General features: G+C 65.8%; 18 protein-coding genes. 11 read left to right on the forward strand and 7 right to left on the reverse strand.

Features of this window, described 5'->3' with window-relative positions; translation table 11 throughout:
- Positions 1 to 834, reverse strand: coding sequence for a DUF3626 domain-containing protein (locus tag ACLQ3J_RS12125; RefSeq protein ID WP_296550325.1), 834 nt, complete (start codon positions 832 to 834; stop codon positions 1 to 3).
- A gap of 201 nt (positions 835 to 1,035) precedes the next feature.
- The gene (locus ACLQ3J_RS12130) at positions 1,036 to 1,959 is read right to left on the reverse strand and encodes a lactate/malate family dehydrogenase (protein WP_296550326.1); all 924 of its coding nucleotides are present in this window, start codon (positions 1,957 to 1,959) and stop codon (positions 1,036 to 1,038) included.
- A gap of 361 nt (positions 1,960 to 2,320) precedes the next feature.
- Between ACLQ3J_RS12130 and ACLQ3J_RS12135 the strand changes: the two genes are divergently transcribed.
- Positions 2,321 to 2,455, forward strand: coding sequence for a hypothetical protein (locus tag ACLQ3J_RS12135; RefSeq protein ID WP_277350460.1), 135 nt, complete (start codon positions 2,321 to 2,323; stop codon positions 2,453 to 2,455).
- A gap of 20 nt (positions 2,456 to 2,475) precedes the next feature.
- Here ACLQ3J_RS12135 and ACLQ3J_RS12140 read toward each other — a convergent pair whose 3' ends face one another.
- Positions 2,476 to 2,835: an Rv2640c family ArsR-like transcriptional regulator gene (locus ACLQ3J_RS12140; protein ID WP_169620978.1), complete on the reverse strand. Its 360-nt coding sequence runs from the start codon at positions 2,833 to 2,835 to the stop codon at positions 2,476 to 2,478.
- Between the two features lie 95 nt (positions 2,836 to 2,930).
- Here ACLQ3J_RS12140 and ACLQ3J_RS12145 point away from each other — a divergent pair, with 95 nt between their 5' ends.
- Positions 2,931 to 3,437, forward strand: a complete 507-nt coding sequence (locus ACLQ3J_RS12145) for an ArsI/CadI family heavy metal resistance metalloenzyme (protein WP_425903356.1) — start codon at positions 2,931 to 2,933, stop codon at positions 3,435 to 3,437.
- 69 nt (positions 3,438 to 3,506) lie between these two features.
- Here ACLQ3J_RS12145 and arsB read toward each other — a convergent pair whose 3' ends face one another.
- Both arsB and ACLQ3J_RS12155 read right to left on the reverse strand, forming a co-directional pair.
- Positions 3,507 to 4,547 carry an ACR3 family arsenite efflux transporter gene (arsB, locus tag ACLQ3J_RS12150; RefSeq protein ID WP_169621084.1) on the reverse strand — a complete coding sequence of 347 codons (1,041 nt, stop codon included), beginning with the start codon at positions 4,545 to 4,547 and terminating at the stop codon, positions 3,507 to 3,509.
- Between the two features lie 35 nt (positions 4,548 to 4,582).
- Complete coding sequence (locus tag ACLQ3J_RS12155) at positions 4,583 to 4,984, reverse strand: ArsR/SmtB family transcription factor (RefSeq protein WP_169620980.1); 402 nt, start codon at positions 4,982 to 4,984, stop codon at positions 4,583 to 4,585.
- Positions 4,985 to 5,049: 65 nt separating this feature from the next.
- Between ACLQ3J_RS12155 and ACLQ3J_RS12160 the strand changes: the two genes are divergently transcribed.
- The 3 genes from ACLQ3J_RS12160 (at position 5,050) to ACLQ3J_RS12170 (ending at position 7,982) form a co-directional block, all read left to right on the forward strand.
- Positions 5,050 to 5,472 carry a low molecular weight phosphatase family protein gene (locus tag ACLQ3J_RS12160; RefSeq protein WP_425903358.1) on the forward strand — a complete coding sequence of 141 codons (423 nt, stop codon included), beginning with the start codon at positions 5,050 to 5,052 and terminating at the stop codon, positions 5,470 to 5,472.
- Between the two features lie 84 nt (positions 5,473 to 5,556).
- Entirely contained in the window at positions 5,557 to 6,582 is a 1,026-nt protein-coding gene (zapE, locus tag ACLQ3J_RS12165; protein ID WP_346765103.1) for a cell division protein ZapE, read from the forward strand.
- A 62-nt stretch (positions 6,583 to 6,644) separates the two neighbouring features.
- Entirely contained in the window at positions 6,645 to 7,982 is a 1,338-nt protein-coding gene (locus ACLQ3J_RS12170) for a class I SAM-dependent methyltransferase (protein WP_425903360.1), read from the forward strand.
- A 25-nt stretch (positions 7,983 to 8,007) separates the two neighbouring features.
- Here the strand turns inward: ACLQ3J_RS12170 and ACLQ3J_RS12175 are convergent, their stop codons facing one another.
- A complete protein-coding gene (locus ACLQ3J_RS12175) occupies positions 8,008 to 8,460 on the reverse strand; it encodes a PPOX class F420-dependent oxidoreductase (protein ID WP_425903362.1) in 453 nt (150 codons plus the stop codon).
- Between the two features lie 94 nt (positions 8,461 to 8,554).
- On the opposite strand from ACLQ3J_RS12175, the gene ACLQ3J_RS12180 reads away from it, so the two are divergent.
- Together ACLQ3J_RS12180 and ACLQ3J_RS12185 are read left to right on the forward strand one after the other, a co-directional pair.
- On the forward strand, positions 8,555 to 8,839 hold the full coding sequence (locus tag ACLQ3J_RS12180; RefSeq protein ID WP_425903364.1) for an ArsR/SmtB family transcription factor: 285 nt from the start codon (positions 8,555 to 8,557) through the stop codon (positions 8,837 to 8,839).
- Positions 8,836 to 9,255, forward strand: coding sequence for a VOC family protein (locus ACLQ3J_RS12185; protein WP_072700937.1), 420 nt, complete (start codon positions 8,836 to 8,838; stop codon positions 9,253 to 9,255). The genes ACLQ3J_RS12180 and ACLQ3J_RS12185 overlap by 4 nt, the downstream gene beginning before the upstream one ends.
- Here the strand turns inward: ACLQ3J_RS12185 and ACLQ3J_RS12190 are convergent, their stop codons facing one another.
- Complete coding sequence (locus tag ACLQ3J_RS12190) at positions 9,256 to 10,017, reverse strand: class I SAM-dependent methyltransferase (RefSeq protein ID WP_072700935.1); 762 nt, start codon at positions 10,015 to 10,017, stop codon at positions 9,256 to 9,258.
- A 294-nt stretch (positions 10,018 to 10,311) separates the two neighbouring features.
- Between ACLQ3J_RS12190 and kdpF the strand changes: the two genes are divergently transcribed.
- The 4 genes from kdpF to ACLQ3J_RS12210 all read left to right on the forward strand — a co-directional run bounded on the left by kdpF (position 10,312) and on the right by ACLQ3J_RS12210 (position 14,938).
- The gene (kdpF, locus tag ACLQ3J_RS12195; protein ID WP_072700933.1) at positions 10,312 to 10,410 is read left to right on the forward strand and encodes a K(+)-transporting ATPase subunit F; all 99 of its coding nucleotides are present in this window, start codon (positions 10,312 to 10,314) and stop codon (positions 10,408 to 10,410) included.
- A gap of 7 nt (positions 10,411 to 10,417) precedes the next feature.
- The gene (kdpA, locus tag ACLQ3J_RS12200; RefSeq protein ID WP_425903366.1) at positions 10,418 to 12,118 is read left to right on the forward strand and encodes a potassium-transporting ATPase subunit KdpA; all 1,701 of its coding nucleotides are present in this window, start codon (positions 10,418 to 10,420) and stop codon (positions 12,116 to 12,118) included.
- Between the two features lie 61 nt (positions 12,119 to 12,179).
- A complete protein-coding gene (gene kdpB, locus ACLQ3J_RS12205; protein ID WP_425903535.1) occupies positions 12,180 to 14,273 on the forward strand; it encodes a potassium-transporting ATPase subunit KdpB in 2,094 nt (697 codons plus the stop codon).
- Positions 14,274 to 14,278: 5 nt separating this feature from the next.
- Complete coding sequence (locus ACLQ3J_RS12210; RefSeq protein WP_425903367.1) at positions 14,279 to 14,938, forward strand: potassium-transporting ATPase subunit C; 660 nt, start codon at positions 14,279 to 14,281, stop codon at positions 14,936 to 14,938.

The raw sequence follows: 14,938 nt of genomic DNA on the forward strand, positions 1-14,938 counted from the left end.
TCACCACGCAGATGCTCTCCGGCCGTACCGGGCGACGTAGTGCCACACTTTCTTCAGATCCTGTGGGTCGACGTTCCCCACCCGAGCTGGTCCGAGTGAATACGGTGTGATCCACCCGTGCCGGGCGACCGAGCGAGCCACCTGGACCACCGCATTCCCTCGGTACTCCGGATGAGCCTCGGCTTGTTCTATCGCGAGTCTGTAACCGTCGTGCCACACAACAGCACAGGGCACCGTCCTTGCGATGTCCTCGAACCGAGTGCCTCGGTAGCTCGGGTCCAGAACGAGTGCCTCGACGTCACATTCGATGTTGATGGGTCCGTGCACATGGGCCTCGATGTAGTGGTCGAGCGGATCGTCGAACTCGGCAACCGCCGCGGCCTGCAGCAGATGACTCGATGTCTCCGCGGTCCCGAACAACTGTGGTTCGTGCACGCTGTCGGGAAAGCAGAACGTGGTGCGCTCGAGAGTGTGCTCAGCCAGCACGAAGTACGACGACCCGAACCGCGGCGAACCACCGTAACCATCGCAATGACGGTCGAGGGAGCCGTACTTGGGACGATCCGACGCCGGCCGGGAGTCGTAGACACCACCGAACATCCGGCTTTCCCACCGCCACCGATCACCGCCTTCGAATGCCGTGAGTCCACCATTGCCCGTATTCGTCTCGAACTGCGAGAGATAGGCGCCACGACGGGCAATTGCGGACAGCGTCGACAGCCCACGGTACGGAGCATCCGGATGAAAATGCATCGTCACCCGCATCGACCCGTCGATGCTCTCCCCCGCAGCCGACGCACGTACGTGGGCAACTGCGGCCTCGGCCGAATCCACCGCTCCCTCCATCCCCCACTCTCCCGCCGTGCGACGCTACAACTCCAACCACGCCGTTGCACAGTGCATTCTGACTCGAGCTGCCGCCCGCACTCCGATTGAACACGATTGCGCTGCACGCCACTCCGGGAGCAGCCGTCGATCAGAAACGAATGTCGAGGGCCGGCACGATCTCGCGCACGGTGCGCGACCCGACGACAATCAGAGGATCGTCTCGACCGCGCGTTGCAGGGTGTGTGCGCTGGCTTCGAGTGCGGCACGTTCCTGTTCCGTCATCGGGGGCTGATGCATCTGGCTTACTCCGGCGCGGCCGAGCACCGAAAGCAACGACATCGTGACTCGGTACTCCGGGTGGTATCCGGCGACGGTGAAGACGGCCTGCTCGTCGCGCAGAACCGCTTCGGCCAGTCGTGCGCTCACCGCGCCGATACCGTACTGGCTCGCGCCGATCCCTTCGATGATGTTGATGTTGGCATAGCGGATTTCTGCCTCCACCCGGTCGCGGATCTGCTGACCCTGCTCGGCCAGCAGGTCGAGTACCGGCACGCCCGCAGCGGTGGCCGACGACCAGAGCAGCACCTCGCTGGTGCCGTGTTCGCCGATCACGAAAGCCTGGATATCGCTGGGACTGACTCCGAGATGATCGCCGAGGTGGACCCGGAAGCGCAGACTGTCGAGCACGGTGCCGGTGGAGAACACCCGGTCGTGCCCGGCCAGCACACGGGTCAGGTCCGCCAAGGGGTCCGGCGGGTCGGTGACCACCATGATCGTGGCGTCCGGTGCTGCCGCGACGAGTCCGGGGATCAACTCCCGATATACCCCGGCATTGTGTTCGAGCAACCGCAGTCGGCCCGCCGGGTCGCTCCGGTCGGTCGCGCCGCCTGCGGCTTCGTTCTCGCCCGCTGTGACGATCAACAGATCCGCGCCGTCGAGGTCGTCTCGCTCCCCGGCGCGCACGTCCACCGGCGGAACCAGCGGCGTTCCGTAGCGCATGTCGAGCGCCACTGCCTGTGCCCGCTTCACGTTCTTGTCCACCAGCACGATTTCCCTGGCGGTCCCCCTGCCCAGCAGTGCAAGGGTGGTAGCCGATCCGACCGCGCCGACCCCCACCACGCCGATCTTCACGGCCGCCGCCGAGGACGAGGCGGATGGATCGGAACCGATGTGCAGCAGTGTGTTTCGCGAAGCCCGGGGATACTTGTCACGTTGTGGATCCTTGCCGTAGGTCTGCGCCTTCAGCGTGTGCGGAGGTGGTCCGCTTGCTCGGCATTCCGTCGAGTCCAGTACACACCGTGGTCACGGCTTCCGCAGTGAATCCCGCACGACCAGATCGACGTCGACGCCGGTCTTCCGGCGTGCCGGCACCCTGCGCGTGCATCCCGACAGCTGGCCGGTATACGAAAGGAAGCGAATGCGCTTGTAACAACGCCGCGTTCGGCCCCGATTCGTTCGGTGAAGGCTGTCACTACCACGTCAGGAGCGGAACATGGGATCGGTCGAGATCATCACGTGGCTTCAGGAGGGTGCGAGCCAGGGAGACCCCATCCGGGGGCCGCTCTACGTCATCACCTTTATCGCACTGGGCCTGTACAGCGTCCTCTTCGAGGGTGCCATCATCTGAGCCCGGCACTGTTCACCGTGTCAGGTGCAGCAGTTCGGGTCCAGTACGACGCGCAGCGCTTCGAGTGCGTCCGTTCGTACACGGTGGTAGACGTTCATTCCGTTGCGGGTGGATTCCACCATTCCGGCTTTCCGCAGCTGCCCGAGATGGTGACTGACGGTGGATTCCGCCAGGTCGACGGCCGTGGCGAGGTCGCATGTGCACACTTCGCCGGCGGGGTCGGTGAGCAGGATCGACATCAGCTGGATGCGGGTCGGATCCGCCAGCGCTTTGAGGCGGAGCGCCACTTCGAGTGCAGCGTTGCCGCTCATCGGGGCAGCGGACACCGGTTCGCAGCAAATCGGTGTGGTGATGTCGACGACGGGCAGTGCCTTGGGCATGGGAACTATTCTGCCGACCTCCTTGACATATGTCAAAAAGGTGGACCACACTGGAAGCCGCTAATTCGATGTATGTCTCACACGTGGAGGTTCCCATGTCCCGCGCTCAGCTCGCACTCAACGTCGACGACCTGTCCGAGGCCGTTGCTTTCTACTCGAAGTTGTTCGGTGCCGAGCCGAACAAGCTCCGACCCGGGTATGCGAACTTCGCCCTGTCGGAACCGCCGCTCAAGTTGGTGCTCCTCGAGAATCCCGGCAAGGGCGGTTCGTTCAATCACCTGGGCGTCGAGGTCGAATCCAGCGAGAAGGTGCACGAGGAGATCGCCCGGCTCACCGATGCCGGACTGTTCACCGAAGAGGAGATCGGCACCACGTGCTGCTTCGCGACGCAGGACAAGGTGTGGGCCACCGCCCCGGACGGCGAGAAGTGGGAGGTCTACACCGTGCTCGCCGACAGCGAGACCTTCGGTACCAGCCCCACGCTGCTCGCGGACGAAAACTCCGGTGCGGCAGCGTGTTGTGGCTCGGCCGCCTCGTCTGCCGCTACCGAACCCGTCGCCGGCATCGGCGCCGCCGCGGAGCAGCCGACTTCGTGCTGCTGACGCCCGAACCCCGGTCGTCCTCCCGGGTGTGTGTCCGGGAGGACGGGGGCTGCCGGTGTCCGGCGTGATTCAGGATGCGGTGGAGGCGGGGACTCGGACGAATCGCTTTCGCAGCGCGAGCGAGACGTACACGAGCGCAACGAGTACCGGCACCTCGATCAACGGGCCAACCACTCCGGCCAGTGCCTGTCCCGACGTGACGCCGAACGTCGCGATCGCCACAGCAATCGCCAGCTCGAAGTTGTTACCGGCGGCGGTGAATGCGAGCGTCGTCGTCCGCTCGTACCCGAGGCCCACGGCGGCACCGAACAGGTAACCACCGCCCCACATGAGAGCGAAGTACGCCAGCAACGGCAATGCGATCCGCGCGACATCCCAGGGCTGCGACGTGATCCGGTCGCCTTGGAGCGCAAAGAGAATGACGATCGTGAACAGCAAACCGTACAGCGCCCACGGGCCGATCTTCGGAATGAATCGGGTCTCGTACCACTCCCGGCCCTTGGCCTTCTCGCCGAAGTGCCGCGTCAGGAAACCGGCGACCAGGGGGATGCCGAGGAAGATCAATACCGATCCGGCAATCTGCCACGGCGACACATCGAGCGTGGTCTGCTCGAGCCCGAGCCAGCCGGGCAGCACCGAGAGGTAGAACCAGCCGAGCACGGCGAACATGACGACCTGGAAGACGGAATTGATCGCGACCAGCACGGCAGCAGCCTCGCGATCACCACACGCGAGGTCGTTCCAGATGATCACCATCGCGATGCACCGTGCCAGTCCGACGATGATCAAGCCCGTGCGGTACTCCGGCAGGTCCGGGAGCAGCAACCACGCAAGCGCGAACATCAGGGCGGGGCCGAGCACCCAGTTGAGCACCAGCGACGAGATCAGCAAGGTGCGGTCGCCGATGACCGTGTCGAGGCGGTCGTAGCGGACCTTCGCCAGCACCGGATACATCATGATCAGCAGACCCAGTGCGATCGGCAAGGAGATGCCGTCGATCTCGATGACGCTCAATGCGTCCCCGAGTCCGGGGATCATGCGGCCCAGCAGGAGACCGGCGACCATGGCGATGCCGATCCAGACGGGCAGGAACCGGTCGAGGGTCGACATCTTGCCGACGACCGGCGGACGTCCGGTGGTGGCGGTCACGAGAGTGTCTCCTGGAGTGGGTCGTTCGGCGAGCAGGACGAGGCGGGCAGCGCTCCGGATTCGATCGCCAGCACCGCGGACAGTTCTTCGAGAGCGGCGGGGACCACTCGGTAGTACACCCAGGTGCCGCGACGCTCACAGTCCAGCAACCCGGCTTCGCGCAACACCTTGAGGTGGTGGGAAATGGTGGGCTGCGCCAGGTCGAAAGCGGGACTGATGTCGCACACGCATGCCTCGCCACCCTCGTGGCTCGCGACCATGCTGAGCATTCGCAAGCGCACCGGATCACCGAGCGCTCTGAACATCCGGCCCAGGTCGGCAGCTCGCTCGGAGGACAACGGCTCACGCCCGATCGGCGGGCAGCAAGGCGCGACCACGCTCGACAACTGATTCGACATATGTCTATATTGACGTTCATCGATACAACGCGTCAAATGGGCCTCGCCGGAAAGGACCTACCATCTTGTCCACTGCTTCGGTGCTGTTCGTGTGTGTCAAGAACGGCGGAAAGTCCCAGATGGCGGCAGCGCTCATGCGCAAGTCCGCCGGCGACCGCGTGGGCGTCCATTCGGCCGGCACAGCGCCCGGATCGTCCCTCAACGCCTTGTCGGTGCAGGTACTCGACGAGGTCGGCGCACCGACCGCCGGCGAATATCCCAAGCCGATCGATCCGCATCTCCTGAGCGAGGTGGACCTGGTCGTCACCCTGGGCAGTGAAGCCCGCGTCGATGCGCCCGCCACCGTCGTCGTGGAGAACTGGAACACCGACGAACCGTCGGAGCGCGGTATCGACGGGATCGAGCGTATGCGTCTGGTCCGCGACGACATCGCCGCGCGCGTCGACGAACTCACCGCCCGGTTGCTCACGGCCGCGGACGGACGATAACCCGACTCGTTCCCGTGGGCCACCCGGGGCGAGCGTGAGTGAAATCTCGGTCTCGCCGTCGCCCGCGGGCGTTAGGGTTCGACCGTGCGCAGGAGATTCGGAACACCGCCGCCTCGTCGTGCGCTCGGGGTGACCATGTCGGTGTTCGACACGACTGCACAAGAATTGGGCTTCGCTCTCGACGCCGCACAACAGCGTGCGGCCGACGTCCTCGCGGACTCCGACCGGAACGTGTATCTCTGGGGTCCCGTGGGCAGGGGCAAGAGTTGGCTGATGGCAACCTATTTCGCCGCAGTACCGACCGACCGGAAGAAGCGCATCCACTTCCACGAGTTCTTCCGCGATCTGCACCTCGCCATCCGGCGACACCGCAGCAACCTTTCGGCCGCCTTGGACGAACTGCTGCACGACGTGGACCTACTGTGCTTCGACGAATTCCACGTTCACGACCCGGCGGACGGAAAGTTCATCGCCCGGTTGATGCCCGCGCTTCTCGACCGGCGCATCCGGGTAGTGCTGACCTCGAATTACGCGCCCCGGTCCTTGCTTCCCAACCCGCTGTTCCACGACGACTTCCTCCCCACGATCGAATTGATCGAGAGTTCCCTGGCGGTAGTCGAGATCGACGGTGCCCTCGACTACCGCACCACATCCCGGCACGAGGCGGGGTTCGCCGCCGGATGGTGGGTCTCGCCGGGAACGGCCGAACAACGTGCTCGTCTCGGGCTCCGCTCACCACACCCAGACGAGCGGCGAATCCTCACCCCGGCGGGCCACCCTGTGCATGTCCGCCGGGCCACGGGGCATTCTCTCTGGTTCGATTTCGGCGAACTCTGCGGAACCACCACCGCCCCGGTCGACTATCTCGCGCTCGCGGCGCACCACTCCGATTGGGTGATCGACGGTGTGCCGGATCTTCGCACCGTCGGGAGGGAACCTGCCCAGCGTTTCGCCAACGTCGTCGACGTGCTTTATGACCGAGACGTGACTCCGATTTTCCTCGCGGACACGTCGGTGGACAGCCTCGTCGGCGGTGCTCGGCTTCCCGTCGATATCGCACGGATCGTGAGCAGGCTAGGACAACTGGGAACTGCGGCACACGAACCGTAAGCACGTTCCGCCGACTTTCCGGATCGGGAGACGCCCGACCTCGTGTCGTTTACCGTCGAGCGATGAACGCCGACACCACGCGGTCCGCAGCCGTCCGGGTACGAGACGCATTCGAAAAGATCCTGGGTATCCCAGTGCCCGTGCGGGTTCGATGCTGGGACGGTTCCGTCAGTGGGCCGGACTCGCCCGCGACGGTGGTGTTCCGCAACCGCCGCGCGATCCGCAGAGTGTTGTGGTCGCCGGGCGAACTGGGACTGGTGCGCGCGTATATCGCCGGCGACCTCGAGATCGACGGCGACGTGTACGCGCTGTTGTCACTGCCCGGTCTCGTGAATCGGGTCGGGGCGTTCGATGTCCGAGACGCCCGCCGGGCACTCGGCGGTGTCTGGGAGTTGGCGCGTCTCGGCGGCGTCGGGCTGCGGCCGCGACCGCCCGCGGTCGAGGTACCTCGCCGGCGCGGCATCAAGCACAGTCGTGCCCGCGACGCGTCGTCGGTGTCGCATCATTACGACGTCGGCAACGCGTTCTACCGGATTTTTCTCGGTCCGAGCATGGTGTATTCGTGTGCGTACTGGGACGAGACGGCCGACGGTCTCGACGCGGCGCAGCACGCCAAACTCGATCTGGTGTGCCGCAAACTCGGTCTACGGCCGGGGATGCGACTGCTCGACGTCGGCTGCGGGTGGGGGTCGATGGCGATTCACGCTGCGCGCCACTACGGCGTCGACGTCGTCGGCGTGACGCTGAGCCGCGAACAGGCGGCGTGGGCACGGAAAGCCGCAGCGGAGGCGGGCCTGTCGGATCGGCTCGAGTTCCGTGTCCAGGATTACCGCGATGTCGACGACGGGCCGTTCGACGCGATCTCGAGCATCGGGATGTCGGAGCACGTCGGTGATGCCGCGCTGCCCACTTACGCCGCCACACTGCACGGACTGTTGCGGCCACAGGGTCGGCTGCTCAACCACGCCATCGCCGCGGTCCGCACCCGAGATCCCGGCGGTAACGACAAGCCGGGCCTGATCCAGAACTACATCTTTCCCGATGGCGAGATCCTGCCGCTGAGCCGCACCCTGGACGCCTTCGAGCAGGTCGGTCTCGAAGTGCGTGACAGCGAGGCATTGCGAGAGCACTATGCGCTGACGCTCCGGGAATGGGTGCGCAGCCTGCAGGAATCCTGGGACGACGCGGTCGCCTCCGTGGGCGCCGAACGCGCACGCACATGGCTGTTGTATCTCGTGGCCAGCGCCCTCGGGTTCGAGGAACCCGGGCGGCTCACCATCCACCAGGTGCTCGCGGTGCGACCGGCGGACGACGGTGCGAGCGGTGTGCCCCGGACGCGATCACAGTGGCTCGCCGCCGCGTCGTCGACGCGCGAGCCGGACGCTGCCGAAGCCCCCTGACCGCGTCCGGGACGGTTCGCAGAGGTCACGAAGGCGGAAACCCTCCGGTGGCGACCGGTCCCCAGCGCTCGATGCGGATGCGGATCAGCGACTTGTTCTGACGGGCCATGGCCTCGCGGTATTCGTTCCAGTCCGGGTGTTCCCCCGCGATACCCCGGTAGTACTCGACCAGCCCGTCGAGTGCGTCGGGCATGTCCAGGACTTCGGCATGGCCGTCGACCTGCACATAAGGCCCGTCCCAGTCGTCCGACAGTACACACACCGACACGCGGGGATCCCGCCGGACATTGTGGGATTTGGCTCGTTGCGGATAGGTGGAGACGACGATGTTCCCCTCGGCATCGAGACCACAGGTGACGGGCGACATCTGGAGACTCCCGTCCGCACGGAACGTCGTGAGGACCCCTCTGTGCCGTGGACGGAGAAACTCGAGAAGTTCGTCGCGCTCGACCTTGTCGGCAGTGGCTGTGCGAGGCATGTCGGACCTTTCACTCGGGGGTGTCGTCGTCCCACCGTGGATTCTGCGCCGGAAAGTATTGATAGGCAAGCTGTGACTTGCCTATAGTGGGGAGGTGGTCACCGTCTATCGTGCGCTCGACGACGAGACGAGGCGCATCATTCTCGACGAATTGGCAGCGAGCGACGGCAAGACACTGTTCGAAATCTGTTCCCGGCTCACGATGGAGCACGGGCTCGGCCTTACACGCCAGGCGATTTCGCAGCACCTCGGCGTTCTCGAGGCGGCCGGGCTGGTGGTGACCGAGCGCCGGGGCCGGTCCAAGTTCCACTACTTCAATTCGGAGCCACTCACCGAGATCACCAGGCGATGGCCCATCGGGGAAGGAAGAGAACCATGAGACTCGACATGACGAGCGTGTACGTCGACGACCAGCAGGCAGCCCTCGCGTTCTATACCGAAGTGCTGGGATTCACGAAACGCCACGAGATTCCCCTCGGTGACGACTGGTGGCTCACCGTCGTCTCTCCCGATGCTCCGGACGGTCCCGAACTGCTGCTCGAGCCGTCTGATCACCCCGCCGTGAAACCCTACCGGGATGCACTGGTGGAGGACGGAATTCCCCTGGCGCAGTTCACCGTCGACGATGTCGACGCCGAGTTTGCGCGGCTGACCGCACAAGGGGTGGTCTTCACGCAGCCGCCGACCGATATCGGCACGGTAATCGTCGCGGTCTTCGACGACACCTGCGGCAATCTCATCCAGATCGTCGCGCCGAAGCCGGAACCGGTGGGTGAAGCATCTCTTCCGCAGTGATCACTGCACCCCCAGTCGCACGGTCACCGGCCAGGTGATCCGCCGTCTCCGGGTCGGCTCCCCCCAAAGGCGGCGCAGGTCCGCCGCGAAAGAGTGGAGCAGCGGCGTCCGCTGGGCGGCTTCGACGGCACGCACGGCAGACCACGTCGAGATATAGCCGAGTGTGTCGTCCACGGTCCACTCTTGGTGGATCTCCATCGGCGGTGCCTGGACCTCCGTGAACGGAAATTCGATATCGGCGTATCCGCTGTCGACGAGTTGCCGTTCCGGAGGCCAGTACCGTCCGATCTCGAACCGGTAGAAGTCCTGGAATCGCGCGTCGAGGTCCGGGCCGAACTGCATCACGCCGTAACTGACGAGCGCGAGCACCGCCTGATCGGCCGCGATCCGGCGCACCTCGGAATAGAATGCGCGCCGATCGAACCAGTGTGCCGCCTGCGCTGCCGTGATCAACGCGGTGCTCCGGTCGAGAATCGGCATGTTCTCGGCGGCAGCGACGACATACCGAACCCCCTCGGCCTCACGAGCATTGCGAAGTTGATCGACGCTGGGGTCCGACCCGACGACCGTGTCGAAGTACGGGGCGAGCTGTGTTGTCAGCTGGCCGTTTCCGCAACCGGCATCGACCGCGAGCCCGTACGACGGAGCAAGGGACGCCAAGAACCTCGCCAGGTCGGCTGGGTACTCGGGACGGAACCGTGCGTACGCCTCGCCGCCCCGATCGAACCAGTTCTTCGGTGGCCCCTCCTCTGCCTCGGACACGCTCGTCCCCTTCCGTGGGTGGCCGGCGTGCCCACCAGCCACTAGTCGACCGCCCGGGCTGTGCGCCGTAAGGAAAACGTCAGGAACGGTACCTCGGGGCGTCAGGATTCCGCATGGATCCACGTCGTCGGCCCGGAGGAGTGCCAGCGTGGTCTGCGGGCGCCGACCGGCGCTCACTGCGCCGACGACAGGGGAAGACGACATGGCAGACACCGCGTATGTGGTGCTGATCCTCGCAGGATTCGTAGCGTGCTCGCTGGTGCTGCGCGCTCTGCGGTCGGATGGTGAAAGCCGATGACCTGGGCCGGAGCGACGAGCGTCGGGCTCGTCCTGATCGTCGCGGCACTGGTGATCTATCTACTCGCAGCGCTGCTCGACCCCGAGAGGTTCTGACCGTCCGATGAATCCTGCTATTGCCGCGGCACTGCACATCGCCCTCGTCGTGGCTGTTCTCGCACTGGCATACGTTCCGCTCGGTGACTACATGGCGCGGGTGTACACCACCGATCCCGATCTCCGTTCCGGAGACGGGCGGGTGGAGTCGCTGATCTACCGTCTGGGCCGGATCGATCCGCGCGCCGAGCAGACCTGGTACGGGTACGCGGGCAGCGTGCTCGGGTTCTCGCTGGCGAGCGTTCTGGGCTTGTACCTGCTGCAGCGCGCCCAGGGCTTTCTGCCGCTCGACCACGGACTGTCCGGGGTCAGCCCCGCGGTCGCGTTCAACACTGCGATCTCGTTCGTCACCAACACCAACTGGCAATCCTACGTTCCGGAAACCACGATGAGCCCCGTGACCCAGTCGGTCGGGCTCGCCGTGCAGAACTTCGTGTCGGCCGCGGTGGGCATGGCCGTTGCGATCGCCCTCATCCGCGGCATCGTGCGCACCGCACGGGGTGGCGAAATCGGAAACTTCTGGGTCGATCTCACCCGGGGCACACTCCGCATTCTGCTGCCACTCGCGTTCGTCATCGCTTTGATTCTGCTCAGCCAGGGCGTCATCCAGTCCTATCGCTCCGGGTTCGACGCGGTCGGTGTGGACGGCAACGGATTCACCACCGCCCTCGCGCCCGTCGCATCGCAGGAAGCCATCAAACTCCTGGGCACCAACGGCGGCGGCGTGCTGGCGGCAAACTCGGCCCATCCGTTCGAAAACCCCACTCCGGTCAGCAATATCGTCCAGATCATCGCGATCCTGCTGATCCCGGTGGCGCTCACCCGCACGTTCGGCACCATGGTCGGGAACAGGCGTCAGGGATTGACGGTGCTCGGGGTGATGGCGCTGTTGTTCGCTGCGATGCTCGCGTTGGCTTCCGCTGCCGAGTCCGGTACCCGTGGGGCTGCTGCCACGGCGGCCGGCGCAATGATGGAAGGCAAAGAGGTCCGGTTCGGTATCCCCGGATCCGTACTGTTCGCGGTGTCGACGACCGGTACCAGCACCGGCGCAGTGAATTCGGCACACGACAGCATGTCACCTCTCGGCGGCGGCACCGTGCTGCTGAACATGCTGCTCGGCGAGATCGCCCCCGGTGGGGTGGGCAGTGGCCTCTACGGGATTCTGGTTCTCGCGGTGATCGCCGTATTCGTAGGTGGCTTGCTCGTAGGCCGCACGCCGGAGTTCCTGGGCAAGAAACTCCGCAGACGCGAAATCACCCTCGCCGCTCTGACGGTTCTGGTGATGCCGGCACTGGTGCTGACCGGCACGGCCGTCGCCGTGATCCTGTCGTCCACCACCGGCTTCATGGGGAACTCCGGCGAGCCGGGTACGCCCGGGGCGATTCACGGATTCGGGGAAGTGCTGTACGCCTACGCATCCGCCGCCAACAACAACGGCAGTGCCTTCGGCGGTCTCACCGTGACCAGCGACTGGTTCCAGGCCTCGCTCGGGATGTGCATGCTCTTCGGGCGCTTCCTCCCCATCCTGTTCGTGCTCGCTCTGGCCGGGTCGTTCGCGGCGCAACGCCGGATCCCCGCGGGCGCCGGAACGCTTCCCACCACCGGCGTCGCGTTCGCGGGCCTGCTCACCGGCACGGTGGTCCTCGTCGCGGCACTCACGTTCTTCCCTGCGCTGGCGCTGGGGCCCATTGCCGAGGCCCTGCAATGACTTCGGCGTTCCGTCCATTCCGCTCCATCACGACTTACACCCTGGAGATGTCTCGGTGACCATCGAACTTCGACGCCCTCGGGAGGACGACGTAACCGCGCCCGCCCCCCGCATCGCCGGCGGTCTGTTCTCGCCCCGGCAACTGATCGAGTCCCTGCCGGGTGCAGTGCGCAAACTCGATCCCCGGCACATGGCACGCAACCCGGTGATGTTCGTCGTCCTGGTCGGTTCGGCGATCGCGACCGGTGCGGCGATCGTGGAGCCCACCGTGTTCTCCTGGCTGATCGCGCTGTGGTTGTGGTTCACGGTGCTGTTCGCGAACCTGGCCGAATCGGTCGCCGAGGGGCGGGGTAAGGCGCAAGCGGCGAGTCTCCGGAAGGCGAAGCAGAACACCGTCTCTCGCCGCTTGATGCCGTCGGGCTCGGAAGAGTCCGTACCGGCCACCGAATTGAAGGTGGGAGATCTCGTCGTCGTGGAGGCCGGTGAGACGATCCCCGGCGACGGCGACGTCATCGAAGGAATCGCAACCGTCGACGAGTCCGCGATCACCGGCGAATCCGCGCCGGTCATCCGCGAGTCGGGTGGGGATCGCTGCGCGGTCACGGGAGGCACCACTGTGTTGTCCGACCGTATCGTCGTGCGGATCACCGCTCCCGCGGGTCATACGTTCGTGGACCGCATGATCGCGCTCGTGGAAGGCGCGTCCCGGCGGAAGACCCCGAACGAGATCGCGCTCGACATCCTGCTCGCAGCACTGACGATCGTGTTCCTGTTCGCCGTCGTGGCCATCGGTCCCATGAGTGCCTACGCCGGTGCCGAGCAGGGACCGGTCGAGTTGATCGCATTGCTGGTCTGCCTGATCCCCACCACGATCGGTGCGCTGCTGTCGGCGATCGGTATCGCAGGGATGGACCGTCTCGTGCAGCGCAACGTGCTGGCGATGTCCGGGCGCGCCGTCGAGGCCGCAGGAGACATCGACACCCTGCTCCTGGACAAGACCGGGACGATCACCTTCGGCAACCGCCGCGCGACCGCACTGCACCCCGCACCCGGAGTGACGGAAGCCGAGGTGGCCGGCGCCGCGCGACTGTCGAGTCTTGCCGACACAACGCCGGAGGGACGCAGCATCGTCGAACTGTGCGCCGAGCAGTACCGTCTCGATCCCGAACTCACCGGGGTCGGCGCCGACGCGGAATTCGTGCCGTTCAGCGCGCACACCAGGATGAGCGGACTCGATCTCACCGACGCGGACGGCACGGCGGTGCGTATCCGCAAGGGTGCCGCCGACGCGGTCGGCCGCTGGACCGCACAATTCGGGACGACGGTGCCTGCCGCAGTCACCGATCTCGTGACGGACATCGCCCGCAGGGGCGGAACTCCCCTCGTCGTTGCTCGCGTGTCGGGCACCAGCGCGTCGGTCCTGGGTGTCGTCGAACTCTCCGACGTCGTCAAACCCGGTATGGCGCAACGGTTCGCACAGCTCCGCGCGATGGGTATCCGCACCGTGATGGTCACCGGCGACAATCCGTTGACGGCGAAATCCATTGCGGCAGAAGCGGGCGTCGACGACTTCCTCGCCGAAGCGACGCCGGAGGACAAGCTCGCGCTGATCCGCTCCGAACAGGAAGGGGGCCGGCTCGTTGCGATGACGGGCGACGGCACCAACGATGCGCCCGCGCTCGCCCAGGCCGACGTGGGCGTGGCGATGAACACCGGCACCTCCGCCGCCAAGGAAGCGGGGAACATGGTCGACCTCGACTCCGATCCCACCAAACTGATCGACATCGTCGAGATCGGCAAGCAACTGCTCATCACCCGCGGCGCTCTGACGACGTTCTCGCTGGCCAACGACCTAGCGAAGTACTTCGCCATCCTGCCGGCGCTGTTCAGCGGCATCTACCCGCAGTTGGCAGCGCTGAACATCATGGGGCTCGCGACGCCACAGTCCGCGATCCTCTCGGCGGTGATCTTCAACGCCCTCGTCATCGTCGCGCTCATCCCCCTCGCACTCAAAGGCGTGAGGTACCGCCCGGCCGCCGCATCGTCGCTGTTGGGGCGCAACCTGCTGGTCTACGGCGTCGGCGGCGTGGTGACGCCCTTCGTGGGCATCTGGCTGATCGACCTCGTCGTGCGTCTCGTTCCGGGAATCGGGTGAATGTCATGAGTCAAGGAAATTTCGTGGTCGGTTTCGTGCGGCAACTGAAGGCAGGTGTCATCGTGCTCGTGGCCCTCACCGCGATCGTCGGCCTCGCATACCCGGCTGCGGTGTGGGCGGTGAGCCGGATCGACACCCACGCCGCGGAAGGATCACCGCTGGCCGATTCGGGCGGGTGCGTTGTCGGCAGCGAACTCGTCGGAGTCGATCCCCAGGTGGCTGCCGGGGAACCCGATCCCTTCTTCCACCTGCGTGTCGTCGGTTCGGTCGCGGACGGCGATCCGTTCGCTCCGGGTGACCCGGCCGCGGCTCTGCCGTCCAACCAGGGACCCAGCAGCGAGGTGCTGGCCCAGTTCGTGGACGAACGACGCGCGGCGATCGCGGTCCGCGAGGGTGTCGCTCCCGAGGACGTCCCGGTCGACGCGGTCACCGGTTCGGGTTCGGGCGTCGATCCGCACATTTCTCCCGCGTACGCCGCGATCCAGGTACCGCGAGTCGCCCGAACGCTCGGTATTCCGGAAGATGACGTCCTCCGTGTCGTCGCCGACCACACCCGGGGACGTCAACTCGGATTCCTCGGCGCCGAGCGCGTCGATGTTCCCGGTCTGAACGTCGCGCTGGGCGCGACCGCCTCGGACTGTGCCGGGGACACCTCGGGTGGATGA

It is taken from the genome of Rhodococcus sp. DT1, from assembly GCF_049844875.1.
In the GTDB taxonomy this organism is placed as follows: Bacteria; Actinomycetota; Actinomycetes; order Mycobacteriales; family Mycobacteriaceae; genus Rhodococcus.

Coding starts and splice junctions, on each gene's coding strand:
- ACLQ3J_RS12145 (WP_425903356.1), top strand. CDS start 2,931: ATGTCCCGCGCTCAGCTCGCACTCAACGTCGACGACCTGTCCGAGGCC.
- ACLQ3J_RS12135 (WP_277350460.1), top strand. CDS start 2,321: ATGGGATCGGTCGAGATCATCACGTGGCTTCAGGAGGGTGCGAGCCAG.
- kdpA (WP_425903366.1), top strand. CDS start 10,418: ATGAATCCTGCTATTGCCGCGGCACTGCACATCGCCCTCGTCGTGGCT.
- kdpF (WP_072700933.1), top strand. CDS start 10,312: ATGACCTGGGCCGGAGCGACGAGCGTCGGGCTCGTCCTGATCGTCGCG.
- ACLQ3J_RS12155 (WP_169620980.1), bottom strand. CDS start 4,984: ATGTCGAATCAGTTGTCGAGCGTGGTCGCGCCTTGCTGCCCGCCGATC.
- ACLQ3J_RS12175 (WP_425903362.1), bottom strand. CDS start 8,460: ATGCCTCGCACAGCCACTGCCGACAAGGTCGAGCGCGACGAACTTCTC.
- ACLQ3J_RS12140 (WP_169620978.1), bottom strand. CDS start 2,835: ATGCCCAAGGCACTGCCCGTCGTCGACATCACCACACCGATTTGCTGC.
- arsB (WP_169621084.1), bottom strand. CDS start 4,547: ATGTCGACCCTCGACCGGTTCCTGCCCGTCTGGATCGGCATCGCCATG.
- ACLQ3J_RS12170 (WP_425903360.1), top strand. CDS start 6,645: ATGAACGCCGACACCACGCGGTCCGCAGCCGTCCGGGTACGAGACGCA.
- ACLQ3J_RS12185 (WP_072700937.1), top strand. CDS start 8,836: ATGAGACTCGACATGACGAGCGTGTACGTCGACGACCAGCAGGCAGCC.
- ACLQ3J_RS12210 (WP_425903367.1), top strand. CDS start 14,279: ATGAGTCAAGGAAATTTCGTGGTCGGTTTCGTGCGGCAACTGAAGGCA.